General features: G+C 47.5%; 16 protein-coding genes. 7 read left to right on the top strand and 9 right to left on the bottom strand.

What is annotated here, in order from left to right; genetic code table 11:
* From GO755_RS35615 to GO755_RS35600, 4 genes are all read right to left on the bottom strand, one after another.
* Positions 1-1,830 carry an alpha-amylase family protein gene (locus GO755_RS35615; RefSeq protein WP_157590210.1) on the bottom strand — a complete coding sequence of 610 codons (1,830 nt, stop codon included), beginning with the start codon at positions 1,828-1,830 and terminating at the stop codon, positions 1-3.
* A 79-nt stretch (positions 1,831-1,909) separates the two neighbouring features.
* Positions 1,910-2,944, bottom strand: coding sequence for an SO2930 family diheme c-type cytochrome (locus GO755_RS35610; protein ID WP_157590209.1), 1,035 nt, complete (start codon positions 2,942-2,944; stop codon positions 1,910-1,912).
* Between the two features lie 5 nt (positions 2,945-2,949).
* Positions 2,950-4,158: a parallel beta-helix domain-containing protein gene (locus GO755_RS35605; RefSeq protein WP_157590208.1), complete on the bottom strand. Its 1,209-nt coding sequence runs from the start codon at positions 4,156-4,158 to the stop codon at positions 2,950-2,952.
* 64 nt (positions 4,159-4,222) lie between these two features.
* Entirely contained in the window at positions 4,223-5,125 is a 903-nt protein-coding gene (locus GO755_RS35600; RefSeq protein ID WP_157590207.1) for a hypothetical protein, read from the bottom strand.
* Between the two features lie 235 nt (positions 5,126-5,360).
* Between GO755_RS35600 and GO755_RS35595 the strand changes: the two genes are divergently transcribed.
* Complete coding sequence (locus tag GO755_RS35595) at positions 5,361-7,280, top strand: M14 family metallopeptidase (RefSeq protein ID WP_157590206.1); 1,920 nt, start codon at positions 5,361-5,363, stop codon at positions 7,278-7,280.
* Between the two features lie 75 nt (positions 7,281-7,355).
* Here GO755_RS35595 and GO755_RS35590 read toward each other — a convergent pair whose 3' ends face one another.
* Positions 7,356-7,790: an SRPBCC family protein gene (locus GO755_RS35590; protein ID WP_157590205.1), complete on the bottom strand. Its 435-nt coding sequence runs from the start codon at positions 7,788-7,790 to the stop codon at positions 7,356-7,358.
* A gap of 128 nt (positions 7,791-7,918) precedes the next feature.
* Entirely contained in the window at positions 7,919-8,890 is a 972-nt protein-coding gene (locus GO755_RS35585; protein ID WP_227687218.1) for a hypothetical protein, read from the bottom strand.
* Positions 8,891-9,058: 168 nt separating this feature from the next.
* Here GO755_RS35585 and GO755_RS35580 point away from each other — a divergent pair, with 168 nt between their 5' ends.
* A complete protein-coding gene (locus GO755_RS35580) occupies positions 9,059-9,427 on the top strand; it encodes a nuclear transport factor 2 family protein (protein WP_157590204.1) in 369 nt (122 codons plus the stop codon).
* Between the two features lie 54 nt (positions 9,428-9,481).
* On the opposite strand, the gene GO755_RS35575 is transcribed toward GO755_RS35580, so the two are convergent.
* Both GO755_RS35575 and GO755_RS35570 read right to left on the bottom strand, forming a co-directional pair.
* Complete coding sequence (locus GO755_RS35575) at positions 9,482-10,213, bottom strand: SDR family oxidoreductase (RefSeq protein ID WP_157590203.1); 732 nt, start codon at positions 10,211-10,213, stop codon at positions 9,482-9,484.
* A gap of 105 nt (positions 10,214-10,318) precedes the next feature.
* The gene (locus GO755_RS35570) at positions 10,319-11,218 is read right to left on the bottom strand and encodes a helix-turn-helix domain-containing protein (protein WP_157590202.1); all 900 of its coding nucleotides are present in this window, start codon (positions 11,216-11,218) and stop codon (positions 10,319-10,321) included.
* Between the two features lie 311 nt (positions 11,219-11,529).
* Between GO755_RS35570 and GO755_RS35565 the strand changes: the two genes are divergently transcribed.
* Together GO755_RS35565 and GO755_RS35560 are read left to right on the top strand one after the other, a co-directional pair.
* On the top strand, positions 11,530-13,575 hold the full coding sequence (locus GO755_RS35565) for a hypothetical protein (protein ID WP_157590201.1): 2,046 nt from the start codon (positions 11,530-11,532) through the stop codon (positions 13,573-13,575).
* A 25-nt stretch (positions 13,576-13,600) separates the two neighbouring features.
* Entirely contained in the window at positions 13,601-13,954 is a 354-nt protein-coding gene (locus GO755_RS35560; RefSeq protein WP_157590200.1) for a hypothetical protein, read from the top strand.
* A 74-nt stretch (positions 13,955-14,028) separates the two neighbouring features.
* Here the strand turns inward: GO755_RS35560 and GO755_RS35555 are convergent, their stop codons facing one another.
* Positions 14,029-14,940, bottom strand: coding sequence for a TolB family protein (locus tag GO755_RS35555; RefSeq protein ID WP_157590199.1), 912 nt, complete (start codon positions 14,938-14,940; stop codon positions 14,029-14,031).
* Between the two features lie 268 nt (positions 14,941-15,208).
* Here GO755_RS35555 and GO755_RS35550 point away from each other — a divergent pair, with 268 nt between their 5' ends.
* The 3 genes from GO755_RS35550 (at position 15,209) to GO755_RS35540 (ending at position 18,890) form a co-directional block, all read left to right on the top strand.
* On the top strand, positions 15,209-16,213 hold the full coding sequence (locus tag GO755_RS35550; RefSeq protein ID WP_157590198.1) for an NAD(P)/FAD-dependent oxidoreductase: 1,005 nt from the start codon (positions 15,209-15,211) through the stop codon (positions 16,211-16,213).
* 87 nt (positions 16,214-16,300) lie between these two features.
* Positions 16,301-16,624 carry a 2Fe-2S iron-sulfur cluster-binding protein gene (locus tag GO755_RS35545; RefSeq protein ID WP_157590197.1) on the top strand — a complete coding sequence of 108 codons (324 nt, stop codon included), beginning with the start codon at positions 16,301-16,303 and terminating at the stop codon, positions 16,622-16,624.
* A 130-nt stretch (positions 16,625-16,754) separates the two neighbouring features.
* Positions 16,755-18,890, top strand: coding sequence for a S9 family peptidase (locus GO755_RS35540; RefSeq protein WP_157590196.1), 2,136 nt, complete (start codon positions 16,755-16,757; stop codon positions 18,888-18,890).
* The last annotated feature ends 179 nt before the right edge of the window (positions 18,891-19,069 follow it).

Raw genomic sequence — 19,069 nt, 5'->3', positions numbered from 1 at the left:
TTAACTAATTTCCAGTACCAATACACCCAATGGTGGCAGTGTAATAGGGACACTATCCTTGCTCGTTAGCTTTACCTTGGTTCGAAAAATATCCTGAAACGAGTGCGTTGCCGAGCCATTGATTTTTAGTTTTTGCCACGCATCATCGGGGATTTTTACTGTTGTCTGCGCTGGTTTCGTTTTGTCGAAGTTGCAGATAATCAGGAGCCTTTGCTTACCAGAATAGCGTAGATAACTGTAAAGTCGCTGCTGGTCATAGCCTGCGCTTTGGGTGTTGCTGGCCTGTAAATCATAGAAGCCACCTGTTCGAATGGCGTCGCTGGTGTTGACCAATTGATTGAGTTGCTGGTAGAATTGTCGTAGCTTTTTCTGGTTGGCAGTGAGTTTACCTCCATCGAATTTTTTGCCGTTTGTCCAGGCCTGGTATTCGGGGATTCCCCAGTAATCGAAGATGGTGGTGCGCCCGTCGTCGCCCTGGAAACCTTCAGCCATTGTAGGATTTACGCCCAATTCCTGTCCAAAATAAAGCATGACCGGACCTGTATGCAGCGTTGCCGAAAGCGTCATCGCCGGAACGGCTGCCCAGGGGTCACCTGCGAAAAATTTGGAGGTAATTCGCTGCTCGTCGTGGTTTTCCAGAAACCGGACCATATGGTCCGAAATATCCCCGGATTCGGTTTGCCAGACTTTCGTAATATCTTCTGTAGTGGCTTTATCCTTATCCTCCATCAATCGCCGGAGAGCATCATATAGGCCGACCTTGTCGTAGAGGTAGTCGAATTTGCCGGTCTGAATGTAATTTTTGTACTCTTTCGGATTATAGATTTCGGCAATGAATACTAAGCTGGAACGGAACGCTTTTACTTGTGGAATGGCCCAACCCCAGAATTCGACAGGCACCATTTCGGCCATGTCGCAGCGAAATCCATCGACACCTTTTTGAGCCCAGAATAACAGAATATCCCGCATTTTAAACCAGGTCGAAGGGATAGGAGCGAAGTGCGTTTGGCGGTTATTCTGGTAGTCGACGCCGTAGTTTAATTTGATGGTTTCGTACCAGTCATCAATGCTGGGTTTGGCCTTGAAGACATCGTTCCCTGTCGCCTTAGCCGGATTTTCTGCATACGATCCTGTTGACAAACCGTCGGGAATAGACACACCATCGGGCACCTGGAATGACTCTTTAGGCAGATAATAAAAGTTGTTTTGTGAGTCAAATGCTTTTGTCTTATCGTCGGTTTGGCCCATGTCCTCAATGCCAGACGGTTTCGCATTGGAATGATACTGGCGCGCCAGGTGATTGGGTACAAAATCAATAATCACCTTCAAGCCGTTCGCGTGTGATCGCTTGAGTAAACTCTCGAATTCCCGCATTCGATTTTTAACATCAACGGCCAGATCAGGATTGACATCATAATAATCCTTGATAGCATAAGGTGATCCAGCGCGCCCTTTCACAACCAGTGGATTATCTTTTGGAATACCATTCGCTGAATAATCGGTCATAAGGGCGTGTTCAATAACGCCCGTATACCAGACGTGCGAAATGCCAAACTTCTTCAGTTCCTGCAACGCCTTATCGGTAATGTCATTGAACTTCCCAACACCGTTTTCATCGCGACTCCCCCAGGTCTTGTTGGCGGTTTTCTGGTTGCCGAACAAGCGGGTGAAAATCTGGTAAATAACGAGTTTGTCGGTTCGGGAAACGGTTGGATTCAGGAGTTTATCGGCGGCTTCTGCTAATGGAGTCTGTAATAATCCGGCCGAAATAGCCCCGGCTGTAAATGTCCGGCGGGAGAGGGTTAATGATGTGGAAGGGTGTTTTTTCATAGGTTTAGGAAAAGGTTTTTTCTGACAGGATTTACAGGATAAAACAGGATTAATTAGCCTTGAAAAACCCTGTCAGAAACTAGTGCATCGCTTTAATCCAATCCCGAAGTAATTCTACACTTTCGGCGTGAATGGTTTTTCGGCCTAATTCGGGCATCATTTCGCCGGGGTCGGTTGAGTTTATTCGGTAAATCAGAATGGATTCCTCTGGTTTGCCCGGTACAATATCAAAGGTATAGCCGCCCGATCCGCGTCCGGCAGCAACGGGTGTTTTCAGGATGCCTAGCGCCGTTGGGTCAGTTTCCGAAATGCTCAGATTTAAACCTGATGTCATGGCTGGACCACTGGGATTGTGACAATGGGCACAGTTGATGTCGAGCCAGGCACGCGCCCGGTCGTTGAGCGAACCCGTTTCGGGTTTGTTCCAGATGGGTGTTTTTGGGCAATTGGCTAAGGCTGGCAAGCCTGTGATCATACCCGCCTGCTGCCAGTGAGTTAGTTGATTTTCTTTTCCTGCGCCATATGCCAGATCGCCATTGAGTTGTCGTACCGATGGACCAATGGGCATCATGACTTCGTTTCGGTTATGGCATCCTTTGCACTGGTTCAGGTTGGGAATGGTGTAGTTCTGTTGGTGAGTAGCTCCCCTGGCATCTACGTAGCTGATGGTTTTTGTATCGCCCGCTACCTCTAGAAGAGCATCGGTTTGTTCGTCGTTCCACACGTAGTCGAATGCTTTCCAACCTTCAGGCTGGTGAATGAGTAAACGTGTTTCCAGTAATCGCCGTCCTTTGGTTGGATCACGAAAATCATTCGGATAATAGAACGTTTTAATGAGCGTGGTGCCGACCGGGAAATTGAGCACAGCCGTGTCATTATACGCAACGGATTGACCGCTAGGTAGTTTTATAAACCGTAATTTCTCGGCATAATCCGAAAATAAAGGTGTATTGAGCGCATAAGGCACAACCCCATCCGCTGGCTGCTGATTGGCTGAGTTTCCCTTGAAAAAGCCGTAATCGGATAACTTTTCGGGCGCTGATACCGTTCGCCAACTGACTAAAATCAGCCAGGAAGTACTCAGGAACAAGCCCCAAACTAGGTATGTACGCATCGTTTTTAACGGGCGCTGGTGGTTGTTTTTAGTGGCTCCAACTGGCAATCGAAAGGGGTAGCATTGAACGAAACGTTTTTAAACTGTCGTCCAGCATCGAGGTTGACGAGGCTCTGATTTTTATTGTTGCGGATGCAGATACGTTTGCCTGGCAGCGGATTTCCGTCTTTATCGAAAGTGCCCGGATCTGCGATGCCGTCATAGATGATGTGCGGAACAGACTGGCCTGCCTTTAGAATCTTGTCGAAGATTTGGTTGTATCGACCACGCGAACTAGCTGGACCAGGATTACGCTCGTAGACGTTATCGTGAATCGAAATGGCCGTAGCAAACGGGTAATACGCTTTATCAGTAATTGGTCGTTCGGTAAGCAGATAGCTAATGATGCCCGTTCCCAGAGTCTGATTGCGAATGAATCGATTGTTGAAGACTTCCACACCATTGGCCGCCAGAATCATTAAACCCGTTCCATCCGATACGCCAGCCACAATGTTGCCCGCAGGAGCGAAATTAGGCAGATTATTGTCGTGAACGTAATTGTTGAATACCCGCACATTACCACCCTGTTTCTGCACCAGATCGGGTAGGTCGAAGACCAGGATGCCTCCCGTATTGTCATACGCTTCATTGTCAAACACGTCGGCATTGCGCGAATTCTCAATTTCGATACCCGCCACGTTATGGTAGGCTTTACTGTTTTTGACAACAATCCCGCGTGACTGCCCAACATAAATTCCTGCATCGGAAGCCCCAATAGCGGTGCAACCGTCAATCACGACGTTATCGCACTGCACCGGATAGAGGCCGTAGCCACCGTTTTCAGCTTTCGGCGGACCTGTCCATTCAACCTTCACGTTTCGGAACGTAATGCCTTTTACTTTCATGGTTTTGACGCCGTCGCCTTTTGAATCCTGAACGGTTAGGTTCTCAATAACAATCTCTTCGGCATTGGATACCCGCAAGCCTTCGGCCCCGTCGGTCTGACCTTTGAAACTCAATATGGTTTTGTCGATGCCCTTCCCCCGGATAATAATACGTTTTTTGTCTTCCAGCGAGAGGGTGCCCGTAAATGTAAACGTACCCGCATCGAGGTCAACGGTGCTTCCGTTATCGGCCATGATGAGTTTGGTCTGGTAGCGCTTTTGCACATCAGCCTGCGCCCAGGCTAGTTGGCTAATCAGACAGGTGGTGAGGAATAGAAGATACGATTTCATATGTAAAGGGTGTTAGGGCAGAAGATAGGGTCTAAATGAACTGGTGAATTTACGAAACTATAGGTTACTCCCTACTTCGGTTTTTTACCTGATACACCTGATTCTTGTCTTCTTTGCCAAAAGGTCGGCCATTAACGAGGGGAATATCAATGATGCCAAGCTTCGAATCACAATCAAAGTTGACCCGTATGGTAAGGCCATTAAGCTCTCGGGGCGATTTGTTATGCTCCTGCGACCATAGATCATACTGTTTTGAGCCTTCATCATATGTATCCTTGGCATTAGTTGACCGAAGTGTTACGATAGGCACTACTGGGCCACAATCTTCAGAAGCAGGATGCAATGCCTTTATTTTGATATGATACGCTTCGCTACTGCTGTAGCTCAGGTTCAATGTGCCAATGGTCGTGGTATCCTTTCCTTGCTCGGACTGAAATGCAAAGTAGAACGTAAATTGATTCGGAATAGAGGCTGCTACGATTTTACTGTCGCCTTCAATGAGCAATTTGTTCTGATAATCATAGTAGTTGACTTGATCCAGGCTACCGCAGCAGCCGTGTTTTACGGTTTGGTAATGCTGCCAGTCGAAGGTTAGCTCGTCGCAGTCGTGTTTGGCAGTCAGGATTGTTTTCGATGGGTTTTCCAGTGGACTTAGGGCAAACTGAATGGTTCTTGTCTGGCCTTCCAGTTGTGTACCAGCATCAGTTATCGTGTTGAATTTAACCAGATAATGAGTCAGTTCTTTGTCGTCCATATCTACGCTGACAACCTTGTAAGTCGTCTCAACTGTTCGGTATTGCAGGCCGCCAATCGTGTCTTGTTTTAGAAACCGAAATGATGAGGTGCTGGAATCGGCGTAGGTAAGCAGCTGGGCAGCCGCTTTATCGGAATTCGCGCGTTGCCCAGACTTTTCGGAGCAACACCAAAGTAAAATAGGGAGTAAGGAAAGGAGTAAACGAGCGTTCATGGCGATTCTGGTCAGAGAGTTAAGGCGGATGCAAGTACGGAATTAGGATTGATTCTACCGTATTCCTAAAAAAAGTCGATAAAATCCTGTTATGTCCTCACAAAAATTGGTGTTCTGGATATTTTAAAAGAGATTCTTCGTTACTCTTCGTCGTCCGCAAAATCATTGATAAATTGCCTGTCTGAAATCGCACGTTTGGGTGAATTCTATTCGTCTTCTTCGTAACCAATCATCTATGAAACACTTCAGTACGTTAGTAATCTGTCTTATCTGTTCATCAACCATCTATGCCCAAAAATCCTACTACGGTACCGAAGAGAAATGGCCGGAACAGGACACCGCCCGCAAGTTCTATACCGTGAAAGGGGATCGGCACGGCATCAGCTATTTTAAAAAACATAAGTTTAAAGACGTTCAGTACGAACCAGGACCAACGCTTACATTCGATACGTACCACACGCCCGATGTGATGTATAGCTGGTGCCGAAAATGGGCCGAACAATACCCGAATCTGGTTGAGCTATATGAAGTAGCGAAGAGCTACGAAGGTCGACCAATTCTGCAAATGACCCTCACAAATAAGAAAACGGGTAAGCATACCGATAAGCCCGCTGCCTATTTTGAAGGTGGTCGTCATAGTGGCGAAGTAACTAGTAGTGAGGCTGTTCTATGGCTGACAAAACACCTGCTGGATAATTACGGAAAAGATCCGGCAATTACGAAGCTGCTGGATACCAAGTCGATTTATCTCCGGCCAGAGAATAATCCCGATGGCGCTACGATGTATCTGTTTACCGCTCAGCGGAACCGGAGTTCCATGCGTCCCCGCGATGATGATAAAGATGGATTGCTGGACGAAGATGCTGAAGATGACCTCGATGGGGATGGAATTATTTACCAGATTCGGAAGAAGGCAACGACCAAAGAGGAGCTGGAAAAAGCCGAATACGTCATTGACCCCAAAGACAAAGCGGGCCGGTTGATGAAACGGGTTCAGCCTGGGCAGGGCGATTATATCGTGTATACCGAAGGAATCGACAATGATGGCGACGGTAAATACAATGAAGACGGTATTGGCGGACTCGACAATCACCGAAACTACCCCGAAAACTGGCGGCCCGATCAGAATGGTGATTTCACCGGTCGGGGTTATACGCAGGGCGGTGCCAGCGAATACCCGCTCAGCGAACCCGAAACACGGGCGACGTTTGTTTGGCTCATGGGCCACCCGAACGTTACTGTCGTGAACTCAATGGATACGCGCGTACCGATGCACCTGCGTCCACCGTCCACTTCGGCCAGTGCCGAAAGTATGTTCCCGCCCGATCTGGCCATTTATAAACATATGGACAGCCTGGGATTGTCATTTACGCACTACCCGTGGGCTGGTGATGTGTATGATGTATACAACACGCGAAACAAGGTTAATCGCCTTACGGGTGACCCTACTAAGCCCGAGCCACTGTTCGGTCACGGGCCTGATTTTGGCTATTTTCAGTACGGTGCCGTTTGGTACGGTGATGAACTCTGGAACGGGGGAGCCATGAAAGACTATGATGGCGATGGTGATTATGACGAATACGATGGCCTGATGTGGGATGATGAAGCCAACGGCAAACGTGGCTTTAAACTCTGGACAAAGTTCACACATCCGCAGTTGGGCGCGGTCGAAATTGGGGGCTTTCACCCCAAGTTTTTTGCGCAGAATGGTCCGGCTACCCAGTTAGAAAACTGGATTTCTCGAGAATCGCTGTTTAACTTGGCAATGGCGAAAGAGTTACCACAAATCGACCTGACCGACGTAACCGTGAAGTCATTAGCCGACAATGAATACGAAGTGAAAGCCACCTGGACAAACTCGGGTAAGTTGCCCGTTGCTTTGGAGCAAGCCAAACGGGTCAAGATGGTACAGGAAGACCGCGTGACACTAGACATTGACAAAGCCTTATTGAAAGGATTCAAAGACGCCAAAGTGACAATTACGCAGCCGAACCTTTTCGATAAAACTGTTTACGCAGGCTATACGAACGCTGGCGAGAAAAAAGAAGCCATATTCCGCGTAAAGCTTAACCAGTCTGGTCCTGTGAAAGCGAAAGTCAAACTGCTTTCGACGCGTGGCGGGTATAAAGAGAAAGAAATTACAATTGGGAAATAGGTAGAATTTTAAACGCGGAGAACACAGAGAATTTGACTCCTCTGTGTTCTCCGTGTTTAAATACCTGTTTATTTTCTATGCTGAATCTTTCCCTTCGACTACTTCCTTTAGCCCTTTCAAAATACTATCCCAGCCTTTCTCGGATCGTTTATAGCGGTCTTCGGCACCTTTTCCCTGACCTACATCATCCGAGATAGACAGAATGGTTTCGCCATTTTCATAGGTTAATTCGTCGGTCACGGTTGAAAAATTGTCCGGGTCATTCTCATTCTGTAAGGTGTATTTCAGCAGCTTATTGGGCTCAAATTTCACGATTTGGCCTTTTAGTTCGATTTTCTTAATCAGGAATAGCCTTCCCGTAAACAGTATTGTGCTGCCCACTTCCCAATCAGAATAGACCTCGCAGTTGAAAAAGTATTGCTTGGTTTTTTCGGGATTGGTCAATGCATTCCAGACCTCCGAAGGCTCCGCTTTGAGGCTGATTGTTTTTCGTACGACAAACTCATCCATGGTGTTGCTTTGTGATGTACCCACGGGCCGGGTCGCGTTCGGCTTTAGCCCGTGTATGAATAGAGATAAAACACGGACTAAAGCCCGTGTGTACAACTATCTTATCCTGTGGACTGGATTGATCCGCTTCAACGAGCTAAGGCTAGTGCCAGACTGTGCAAATCCTGGTTGATCGAACGAACCGACGATTGAAGCTGGTTGAGCATGTTGGCCCGCGCATGAAAATCATCCGCTTTGTAATCGCCACCCTGCCCAAAATAGAGTGCCTGTTCCTGTGGAGAACTATCGTTCAGAACGAAATTCTCCCAGCGTTGGCGAATATTATGGATGACCGAATATTGATTACTGTTGCTGAATGTCTTCTCATTGAGCACATACCACACAAAAGGAGGGTAGATTTTAGATTGCTGATTTTGCTCCCAGACATCGGTTAGTAAGTTGCGTTGATGGCTCAAATGAATGATTCGACTCGTCGAAAAGGCGGCAAATCCACCAAAACCTGCACCGATAACTCCCCCGCTGATTCCCACCACTTTACTGGTGTTATCGGATTGAATGAGCGTAGTAACTACGGTTGTAGCTGCCCCCACAATAATCGATAGGAGAGTTAATCGTCGAATGCGCTGGGTATCGTACTGATCTAGATAGGTGGCTAATCGGTCGGCCCGTTCGCCCTCGCAATCGAGCTCGGCAGCTACACTGGAAACCTGCGTGGAGGCAACCAGGAGCCGATTGAGAATTTGCTGATGCTTGATAACGCTTTCCAGACGCGCATCCGCTTTTGAACTCGTTTCTAAAACAATAAGCTCCCGTAGCAATGGGATAACACCAATGGCGTTGGCCATCAGCAAATCATGTTGGGAATATCGTCTGGTCAGCGCAGTGTCCGCTTTTAAAATAGCGTCAATAGTAGCCTGTGGCAGGTAAGTTGAATCGTAACTGTAGTCGACGGTTGGATGACAATAGTTGTTTTGGGCAGTGGTCTCCTGCTGACTTTGTTTTAGCGAATTACAAGCTGTAAAGCCAGATAGAACGCCGACAAGCCAGGCAAACCGAATAACCCATATGCGTAATTTGACTCCTTTGGTAACCATCTTCATACCGTTGTCTATAAACCTGATTTTCGCAAATATGCCATGCTATGGGTTAATCGCCAAAGCTTGATTATTGCTTTTGCCAATCAAAAAACCTTTCAATATAGAGCGAAGTTTTAGTAACAGATTTGGGTTCAATAGTAAGACGTTAACGGACAACAAATTCGACAGAAGATGACAGCGAACAAGGAGACTGTATCGGTAGAAACCGATGCTAAAGAAATCGTACTTGCCTTCGTGCAGGCAATCAATGACGAAGATTTTAAGATCGCCAGAAGTTTGGCGAGTGATGACATGACGTTCAAAGGTGTCCTTGGATCGCGTGACGGAGGTGACGCGTACATCCAGGACATGGAGAAAATGAAATTAAAGTACGCCATCCAAAAGGCTTTTGCCGACGGCGACGATGTCTGCCTTTTTTACGATCTCACGATGTCGGGTAAAACCATATTCGGTTGTGGCTGGTATCAGGTTGTAGATGGTAAAGTCCATTCACTTAAGGTCCTTTTTGACCCACGCCCTTTTCTTGAAGGCGGTAAATAGTTGATCAGGCCATAGCTGTCGTGTTGGTTTATTTACCAACACGACAGCTATGGCTTACCGGGTTTGCCCGAGGGGTCTTAGTACCAGATCGTTTATGGTGATGTTGTCGGGTTGACTTATCGCGTAGATTACCGCATTGGCAATTGCTTCCTCATCCATCTTGGGCATATTCGTTAAGTTTCCATAGATGGCTTTAATCTTCGGGCTGGTAATGTCATGGCCCAATTCGGATTGAGTAGCACCAGGAAAAATGGTCGTTACTTTTATGGTCTGGGCTACTTCTTCACGCAGGGTATCCATAATAGCTCGAACGGCAAATTTTGTCCCGGAATAAACGCCAATTCCTGGCGACGTTTTTAAGCCTCCTACTGATGATGTTGCCAGAATATGGCCTTGTCCGCGTTCCAGCATATGCGGCAACACAGCGTTAATGCCATACAATACTCCCTTGATGTTGATGTCGATCATTTTGTCCCACTCGTCCACAAGTCCTTCCTCAAAGAAAGAGATCGGCATAATACCCGCGTTATTCCAGAATACATCTACCTGCCCGAATCGCCCGATTGCCTGTTGAACGAGGTTGTCCAGATCAGCTTTTTTACTGACGTCAGTTAGTACGTAGATGGCGTTATCGCCCAGTTCGCTTACCAGAGCCTTTAGCTGATCTTCACGGCGAGCGGCTAACACGACCTTAGCACCGAGTTGCGCTAATTTTCGGGCGGTGGCTGCGCCCATGCCACTGCTGGCGCCCGTAATGACGATGACTTTGTTTTTGATATTGTCCATAATATTCCTGTTGGCGTGAAGCTTCACACTCAATTATTGGCTGTTATTTCTGGTGCAAAAGTAGAGCCTGCTAAGGAGGAAGAATTATGCGAATCAAACACAAACTTATGAAATAGCAGCCTCCTTTCGGAAGTGATTGGGTGTTTGACCGGTTTGTTTCTTAAAAAAGATGTTGAAGTTTGACGCGTGCTCAAAACCCAGACAGTAACCAATTTCGGCAATATCCCAATTGCTATGTAGTAGTAAAGCTTTCGCTTCTTTAAGTAAGCGGTCGGCGATATGTTCTGTCGTTGTTTTGCCGGTTGTTTCCTTGAGCGCTCTATTCAGATGATTCGTATGAACGGGTAATTGACTGGCAAATTCGTTGGCGTTTTTCAGCCGAACGGCATGCTGTGGTGAGGCAATTGGGAACTGTCTTTCCAGTAAATCTAAAAATAATGCACTGATTCGGGCTGACGAACTACCGGGCTGTTGTTTCTTTTCGAGCGGCTCTATTTTAAGGGCTTCGTGAATGATGATTGGTATATAACTACGTAGTAAATCATACTTGTATACGTAATTAGACCGCATTTCGGTAATCATCTGCTCGAAAATACCGTTTAGAAACGTCATCGATTTTTGGTCCGGAACCAGCACATGATTCCCGCTGACTTTAAACAAAGGCGATTTCGACAGGCTATCCGAATGTAAGTGATGGCCGATGAAGTCTTCTGTAAACAGACAGGAATAACCCGAATCATCCTGTGAGATAGGCTCCCAGGAGTAGGGGATCATCGGGTTGAAAAAAGCGATCACATTACCCCGAATGTGGAACGACTTATCGGCATAGGAAAGAATGCCTTCTGCTCGGGTCACCAGTGATATTTTATAAAAATCCCGGCGGGTATGTGGCAAGGGTGTATAGCCCTGACGATCCTCCGTTTTGTAAATCGTGAACTGCCCCGGCTCCGAATTGTCCTGAATGAGTCGGTGATGAAAATCACGCGCGCTTTCCGTTTGCTTCATGACACAAAATTATGCAATTCAAGCAGCCTGTTTTTTTAGATTCTTACATATTATTAGGCGTTTTTTTACAATTAACCTGAAAATTGTATCGGTTCGTTATTTTTAGGAATTATACTATGTTAATTGTGGTTGAAATTTAAGATTTTTGTACTCTTTAGTATTCGTATTCTTGGCTAAATAGACTAAGAATGCCAAAAAGGTTATTTGGCAAAGGCTAAAAAAAGCCTTTTAGAGTTTGGTAGTAGTTGATTTTGTTTAAAACGCTAAAAAAAGCGTTTCTTTTTTTATAAAGTCTAAAAAAAGACTAATCCATGCCAGAGTCTTACGATCGCAAAATCCGGCTACCCGGGTTGGCAGAACATTATGTGTATGCCAAACTCACCTACACAATTAGCCCACACTCTTCCTCAAAAAGGCAAATCCTACTGGTTCCCTATAACCGAAAATGGCTCAGTCCGGAACTATTCACGCCTTGGGAAACTCTTCTGAAAGAAACTAATCTACAACCCGGAGGAAATTTCGCGCAGGATAAGTTTCTGGTCAACCGAATCCGTACGTCTCCCCACCAATTCCCCCAGTTGGGCGTAGCTATCCATCATTTCGGGCCCGTGCCTGTGCTGATGACTGGCTACACCATCCCCCAGAAACTCCACGGCGAGACCATCCAGGCCCAAGTGGCTTTGTATAACAACCGACCCGGCGATGCCTACCAGCAGTTCCGGGGCATGTTTCCCACTACTCTGTTTTTCCTTCAGAGTCTGACTGGCGATTATGACATCATCATGCAACGCTACTTTGAGGATGTTGCCCATCTGCTAGCCGATATTGCTATCACCTCTAGTCTGTCTGATGCCTTTGCCTGGGGCAAGCAAGCCGAAGATACCATTGGACAATCCATCCAAAGCAAGTTGAGGGAGTCGGTGCCCACTATTACCGATTGGGCTGCTTTCGATAAGCGGTTCCAGGGAATAGCCGCCGATGAGGTCACAGCCCGCTGCCTGCTGTTTCAGGAGCATGACAATAATATTTTTGAAGCCCAGTATTTCCGAAACACGGCTCTGTACTTTCTCAATGAACTCTATCGTCACCTGGGTCTGGAATCCAGGAGTGATGAATACTTGGCCCGTTTTCCAAAATTGGCTAGTGAATATGATGCCTTACTGGGGCAAGGGACTGCCGCGCAGCTTATCGAATACAATGCCGATCTTCACCAGTTACAACAGATTCGAGTGCAGTACCTCAACGACGACTTTGATGGATTACGTCATCAGCATTCTTCCATTGTCTGGCTGCAGGGTCTGATCACCTTTGGTACCTTCCTGCTCAACCTTAACCGGAATGGGGTGGAGCCCACCAAAGGTCGGGTGTTCATTTCGTTCAACTATGGGGTGTCGGTTTCAGAGCATTTGAAAGAACAGATCAAGAGCTACTATCGGCATCACCACCCGGCTGACATCGAGGTGTTAACGGTGGAAGGTCTGCGAGCTGACACTTATTTTCGGGATGTGATCCAGCCCCGGATCTGGCAGTGTGACCGGATGCTGGTGATCGTTCCCCGAAGATCGAGCAAACTAGGTCAGGAACAGGGAGGGAGCTATGAATGGCTGATCAAGGAGGCCGAATATGCGATTTTTCTAGGCAAGTCAGTGACGTTTTTGCTGGAGCGGGGTTATGACCGGTCTCATTGGGATCAGGTCATGAGGGATGAACACTTAGACTTGCTGTCTCCACAAGAAGGGGACAAGCTGAGTCGGTTAAGGAAATTGGAGCATGAGTTCAACACGCGAGTTTTCGTGGAGTTTAGTGTATCGGGAGATACTCCGTTTGATCAATGGGAGGACTTGAATGCACAAATGCAGGATATGTTAGAGCACAATACGGTTCGCGCCACTGCTCTTCGTCATCACAACATGGCGAAAGGTTTCCTGAGCCAGTTCACAAAAAACAACCTGCTAACTATCCAGTGCCTGTATTCTTTGTTGTCGGCAGGCCAGCCTTTATTGTCAGAAGGTCAGCATTTCACTAAAGACGAAGCGGTTGATTTGTTATATAGCAACTTTGGCCGGAGTAGTCATTTGCCTTTCCACACCAAAGGCGATTGCCAGAAAGTATTCGTCAATACCTGGAATCAGGTAAAAGAACGCTCCTTTACGGTCGGTAGCCGCTCCTTTACGGTGCTGGAGCCTGTCACAAGAGAAGGACAACCAATCACTGATGGTAGTCGGCATAGTCATTATATGCTTTCTCTAGAGAAGTTGTTGAGAGCTTTGCAACCTTCCATTTCAAAAGAGCGACTGGAGACATGGGCACAAAACCTGTTGAAAGAGGTATTACAAGATAAAGAGGAAAAAATTTAATCAGCAATAACACGGAGTATATAAAATGAGCTACATAGAGACAAGGAGTTTGTTAGTGAGAATGGGGGCAACAAAAGGTAAAATAAGCCGATGGCTGGCTGATGGCTGGTTAGTAAAGACCGGAAGGATACCAAATAAATTGGCATTAGATGATACTTTTCTGGAAGCGTCGCTACAAGTCAGGATACCTTTTATCCTAGCCGCTAATGGTAGTGGGGCACCCAATTTGGGAGCTATTTTTGATGCGGAGTTAGGAGCAAACGATGCCTTACTGTCAGGTTTATTGGCCACTTCAACACCTTTAGCCATCGTCAAAGGAATAGCTGACCGTCATGGACTTCCTTATGATTTAAAGAAATTTAACTTTTTTGGTAAATAGGATACTATTTTAAAAAGGGGATATTTTCGTTAGAAATATCCCCTTTTTATTCTTGAAGCACGTTATATGCTAGTTCACTGTCCAACCAACGCTAATTTCGTTCCTTTCGGATCAATGGCCAGCCGGGTCAACTGCTTGACACCAACTGAACTCAAATCGGCCACTTGTGTCCAATTCTGACCATTTCTCGGGTTGAGTTGGTACAGAATCGGCCCCTTACCCATAAGCAACGTACCGTCGGGTGTCCAGACGAAATCTTCACTGCCCGGTAGGGTTGGAGCAATGTTTGTAATCTGCTTTGTCTTTAAGTCGAGCTGTTTAATCTCCCACTCGGTTTCGGTACGTTTATGGACAAAACTCAGTGCGTTTTTGCCTGGAATTTTATGGAGAGATCGCCCAATACTACCTTCGATCCGGGTCGTATCACCCGTACTAACGTGGGCCAGTTGAAGCGAATTCGGTTTGCCCAGAATGAATAGTGCCAGCCAGTCGGGAGTGAGCCAGCAGTGGTAACCCACCGGCTTAACGTTTTGCAAAATCAGCGTTGGTTCGCCGTTTCCTGAAATCGGGAATTTCCACAGGCGTTGCGTTTTATCCATTTCCATCCGAATAACGGAGAAATAAGCCTGATCGGGCATGACAGTGGGAGAGTATTCACCTTCGGGCGTTTTCGTTAGCTGCGTCGTTGACTTTTGCTGAAGATCGTAGCGATAGATATCGGTCTGGCCATCTTCATGCATAGCCGTGAATAGAATTTGCTGACCGTCAGGCGTGAACGAGGGTTGATTATCATAGCCCTTGCGCTGGGTAATATTGACTGGTTTGCCAACTTGCATAGACTGATTTTTACCCGTCAGCTCAACCAGGAAAATGTCCGCATCAGGAGGCCCCTGGCCAAACGATACGTTAGTAGCGAGTAAGGAAATTGGCAGGATGGCAATGAGCTGGGTTACAGTCTTGGTAGCAAAGCGTTTGAGAGGAAGCATAAGTTATCTTTTTCAGGTTGTTGTAGTGAAGAGGTTCCAGAAGGAAACAATCGTTTGTCAGGTAAGCTCGTCAAATTTTCTGTGTATTCCGCCTATTACTACCCAAATCGCCACGCTTTTCGCCGTTGATCAGATCGCTCCCTATTCCATTTGCTTATCCCTCATTCCGATTTTTGATAGCCTGCGCGTTTCGTATGACGCTACTTTTACGGCGTACTGCGAAAGGGATGTTGGTTGATTCGGAGTTAATCGACATCCCACCAAGCCAATGATAACAACAGATATTTGCATAATAGGTGCGGGTCCGGTGGGTCTGTTTGCCGTTTTTGAAGCTGGTTTATTGAAAATGCGGTGTCACCTGATTGATGCCCTGCCACAGGTGGGTGGGCAACTTTCTGAGATTTATCCGCAGAAGCCGATTTACGATATTCCGGGTTATCCCGCCATCAATGCCCAGACACTGGTCGATAATCTGATGGAGCAAATTTCCTCTTTCAATCCTGGCTTTACATTGGGCGAACGTGTGGAGGGACTGGATCGGCAAACCGATGGTTCCTACATTGTTACGACTAATGAAGGAACGGCTGTCCATTGTCAGGTGGTCGTTATTGCGGGTGGACTTGGGTGTTTTGAACCGCGTAAGCCTGAAATCATCAACCTGGAGCGCTTTGAAGGGAAAGGGGTTGCCTACATGGTGAAGAATCCCGAGCAGCTACGTGATCGTCGGGTAGTGCTGGCCGGTGGGGGTGATTCGGCCCTCGACTGGGCGGTTTTCTTAGCTGATGTAGCTAGTGAGGTAACCTTGGTTCACCGTAGTGATACGTTCCGGGGAGCGCCCGACTCGGCGGAAAAAGTGTTCAATCTGGCCAATCAGGGGCGTATCAACCTGGTTCTGCAATCAAATATTACAAGTATCAACGGCAATGGTCACTTGCAGGAAGTCAGTATCACGGCAAAAGATAAAACCGTCACTACGCTGGCTGCCGATCACCTGATTCCACTCTTTGGTCTGACACCCAAACTCGGACCAATTGCCGACTGGGGGCTCACCATCGACAAATCAGCGATCCATGTTGACACGACCGATTACTCCACCAACGTCGAACGTATTTATGCCATCGGCGATATTAATACGTATCCTGGCAAGTTAAAGCTGATTCTGTGTGGTTTCCACGAAGCTGCGCTCATGTGCCAAAGCGCTTTCCGCTACGTTCATCCCGACCAGAAACTGAGTTTCAAATACACGACTGTCAACGGCGTTCCTACTTTTTAACCAAGTTGTAAGTGATAAGTTGGTAAGTCATAAGTAAATGCGCCAGCCACTTACAACTTACCAACTTATTACTTACAACTTTTTGCCATGATCCAATTCACCATAGAAGACCGCAACGGCGAACGGCAACCAATTGAAATTCCTGAAGGCATCAACCTGAGCCTGATGGAAGTACTAAAAGCGTCGGATTATAACATCCTGGCAACTTGTGGAGGCATGGCTCTCTGCGCGACCTGTCACGTTCAGGTGCTGAACGGATTTGATGCATTGCCATCTGCCCAGGATGTTGAACTCGATATGCTGGACACCTTGCCCGACGCAGATTCCGATAGTCGGCTGGCTTGCCAGATTCGGGTAGACGACACATTGGAAGGGGCGATTTTTAGAATTAAGAGCGACGAACCACTATAGGTTATAGTATAATAGGGCTGATTTTTAGAATTTTATTTCTTGGATCAAGCAGAATAGGAAATAATATGCTTAGTTTGAGTCTTTCCGCTAATAGACTCACTCAAGCATAGTCTCCTCTATTCAGTAGCCCATGAAAACGCTTACCTTCTTTTGCCTGACTCTAGGCTTATTTCTTACCCAAACGACTCGGTTACAGGCGCAAACCTTCTCGCTGGAAGCCGTTAAAAGCTACCCATTTCCGAACGAATTAACTAGTTCCGCGAAAGGATCGCGCATTGCGTGGGCATTTGCGGAACAAGGGAAACGCAATGTGTACGTGGCCGAGGGACCAGATTTTACACCCCGAAAACTCACGAACTATACCGACGACGACGGTCAGGAGCTTACCAGCCTATCAATCTCCGACGATGGGAAATGGGTTGTTTATGTGCGCGGTGGTGACCACGGTTCCAACTGGGACGATGAGTTGCCCGTAAACACAATGTCCTCGCCTGTGTCGCCTAAAGTGCAGATATGGAGCGTACCTTTTGCTGGTGGTGAGCCAAAAGCGATTGCGGAAGGTGATGCGCCCGTTATCTCGCCTAAAAGCGACCGGATTGCGTTTATCAAGGGTGGTCAGGTTTGGATTTCACCGGCCGATGGATCATCGGCGGCTAAAGCATTATTCAATGCGCGGGGTACCAACAGCTCAATTCAATGGTCGCCGGATGGATCGCAGTTGGCCTTTGTCTGCGATCGGAAAGATCACGCCTTTGTGGGTGTTTTTACCAGCGAAACAACGCCAATTACCTGGCTGGCCCCTTCCTTCTCGAAAGATGATTCGCCAAGCTGGTCGCCGGATGGGAAGAAAATCGTGTTTGTTCGCACACCTGGAAGCGGTGGCGCCCCCGATTCTATTCTTGTTCGGAGACACCGCCCCTGGTCAATCTGGACTGCCGACGTAGCTTCAGGAACAGCTTCCCAGATTTGGCAGGCCCCTAAAACGCTGGCGGGTTCCATCCCGACCACGCACGGTGGGTTCAACCTTCATTGGGCTGCCAATGATCGAATCGTTTATCTATCCTACGAAGATGGCTGGCCGCATCTGTATTCTATTGCCTCGCTGGGTGGCGCTCCTTTGTTACTGACCACGGCCCCATTTATGGCTGAACACATTACGTTGAGTCATGATCGTAAATGGCTGCTTTTCAGTGGTAATGTGGGATTGGATAATAAACTGGATATCGACCGTCGGCACGTAGTGCGCGTACCTGTAGACAAAGCTGCTATGGAGGTGCTAACCCCTGGAGCTGGTCTGGAGTGGATGCCCGTTGTGACAGGCGATGGCGCAACGATTGCTATGATCAGTGCTACGGCTCAGCGTCCCCCTTTACCAACGGTCAGACCCTTCACGACAGGAGCAACCAAAGTTCTCGCTCAAAATCTGATCCCTGCCAGCTTCCCGCAGAGCCAGTTGGTTACCCCAAAGCAGGTTATTTTCAAAGCACCGGATGGTATGACGGTGCATGGTCAACTCTTCGAGCAAACAGGAGGACCTGCTAAAAAACCAGCAATCATTTATGTGCATGGCGGACCTCCCCGCCAGATGTTGCTGGGCTGGAATTACTCCGACTATTATGCCAATTCGTATGCGCTTAACCAATACCTGGCTAGCTTAGGCTTTGTTGTCTTATCGGTGAATTACCGGCTGGGAATTGGGTATGGTTACGATTTTCATCAGCCTGCCAACGGCGGAGCCCTGGGTGCATCAGAATATCAGGACGTTCGCGCAGCGGGTGTTTGGTTAGCGGAACAGTCGCAGGTTGACCCATCCAGAATCGGTATTTATGGTGGTTCGTATGGTGGTTACCTGACAGCCCTCGCGCTGGCCCGTGACTCGAAACTCTTTGCGGCTGGGGTGGATATTCACGGTGTACATGACTGGAGTCAGCAAGGGGTAGGTGGGGGAACTGCGCCAAGCGCCATGCGTTTCGAAAAAATTCCAGATTTGGAGCCAGCCAGCAAACTTGTCTATCAATCATCGCCCATTTCATCGGTCAGTGGCTGGACATCACCAGTTCTCATCATTCATGGTGACGATGATCGAAACGTTCGTTTCACCCAGAGCACCGATCTCGTTCGGCGGCTCGACAAGCAGGGGGTGCCGATGGAAACGCTCGTTATTGTCGACGATACGCACCATTGGATGAAGCACACCAATGCATTGAAAATGGGCAATGCAACGGGCGATTATTTCAAACGGAAGCTGATGAAGCCCAGGCAGTAAATTCAAGTTTCAGGTGGAGTAATCAAGCCAACGTATGACCCCGATGGGGTCAAATGTTTATAGTATATAATGGCCTTTCTATAAGCATTTGACCCCATCGGGGTCATACGTCGAACTGATTGCTTTTGCGCGATGGGTTGTGAGATGCATCTCTAAGAAACTGCCAGCAAAACCACAGA

The sequence above is a fragment of the Spirosoma arboris genome, assembly GCF_009754945.1.
In the GTDB taxonomy this organism is placed as follows: Bacteria; Bacteroidota; Bacteroidia; order Cytophagales; family Spirosomataceae; genus Spirosoma; species Spirosoma arboris.
This window is presented reverse-complemented; position numbering and strand designations above follow the sequence as displayed.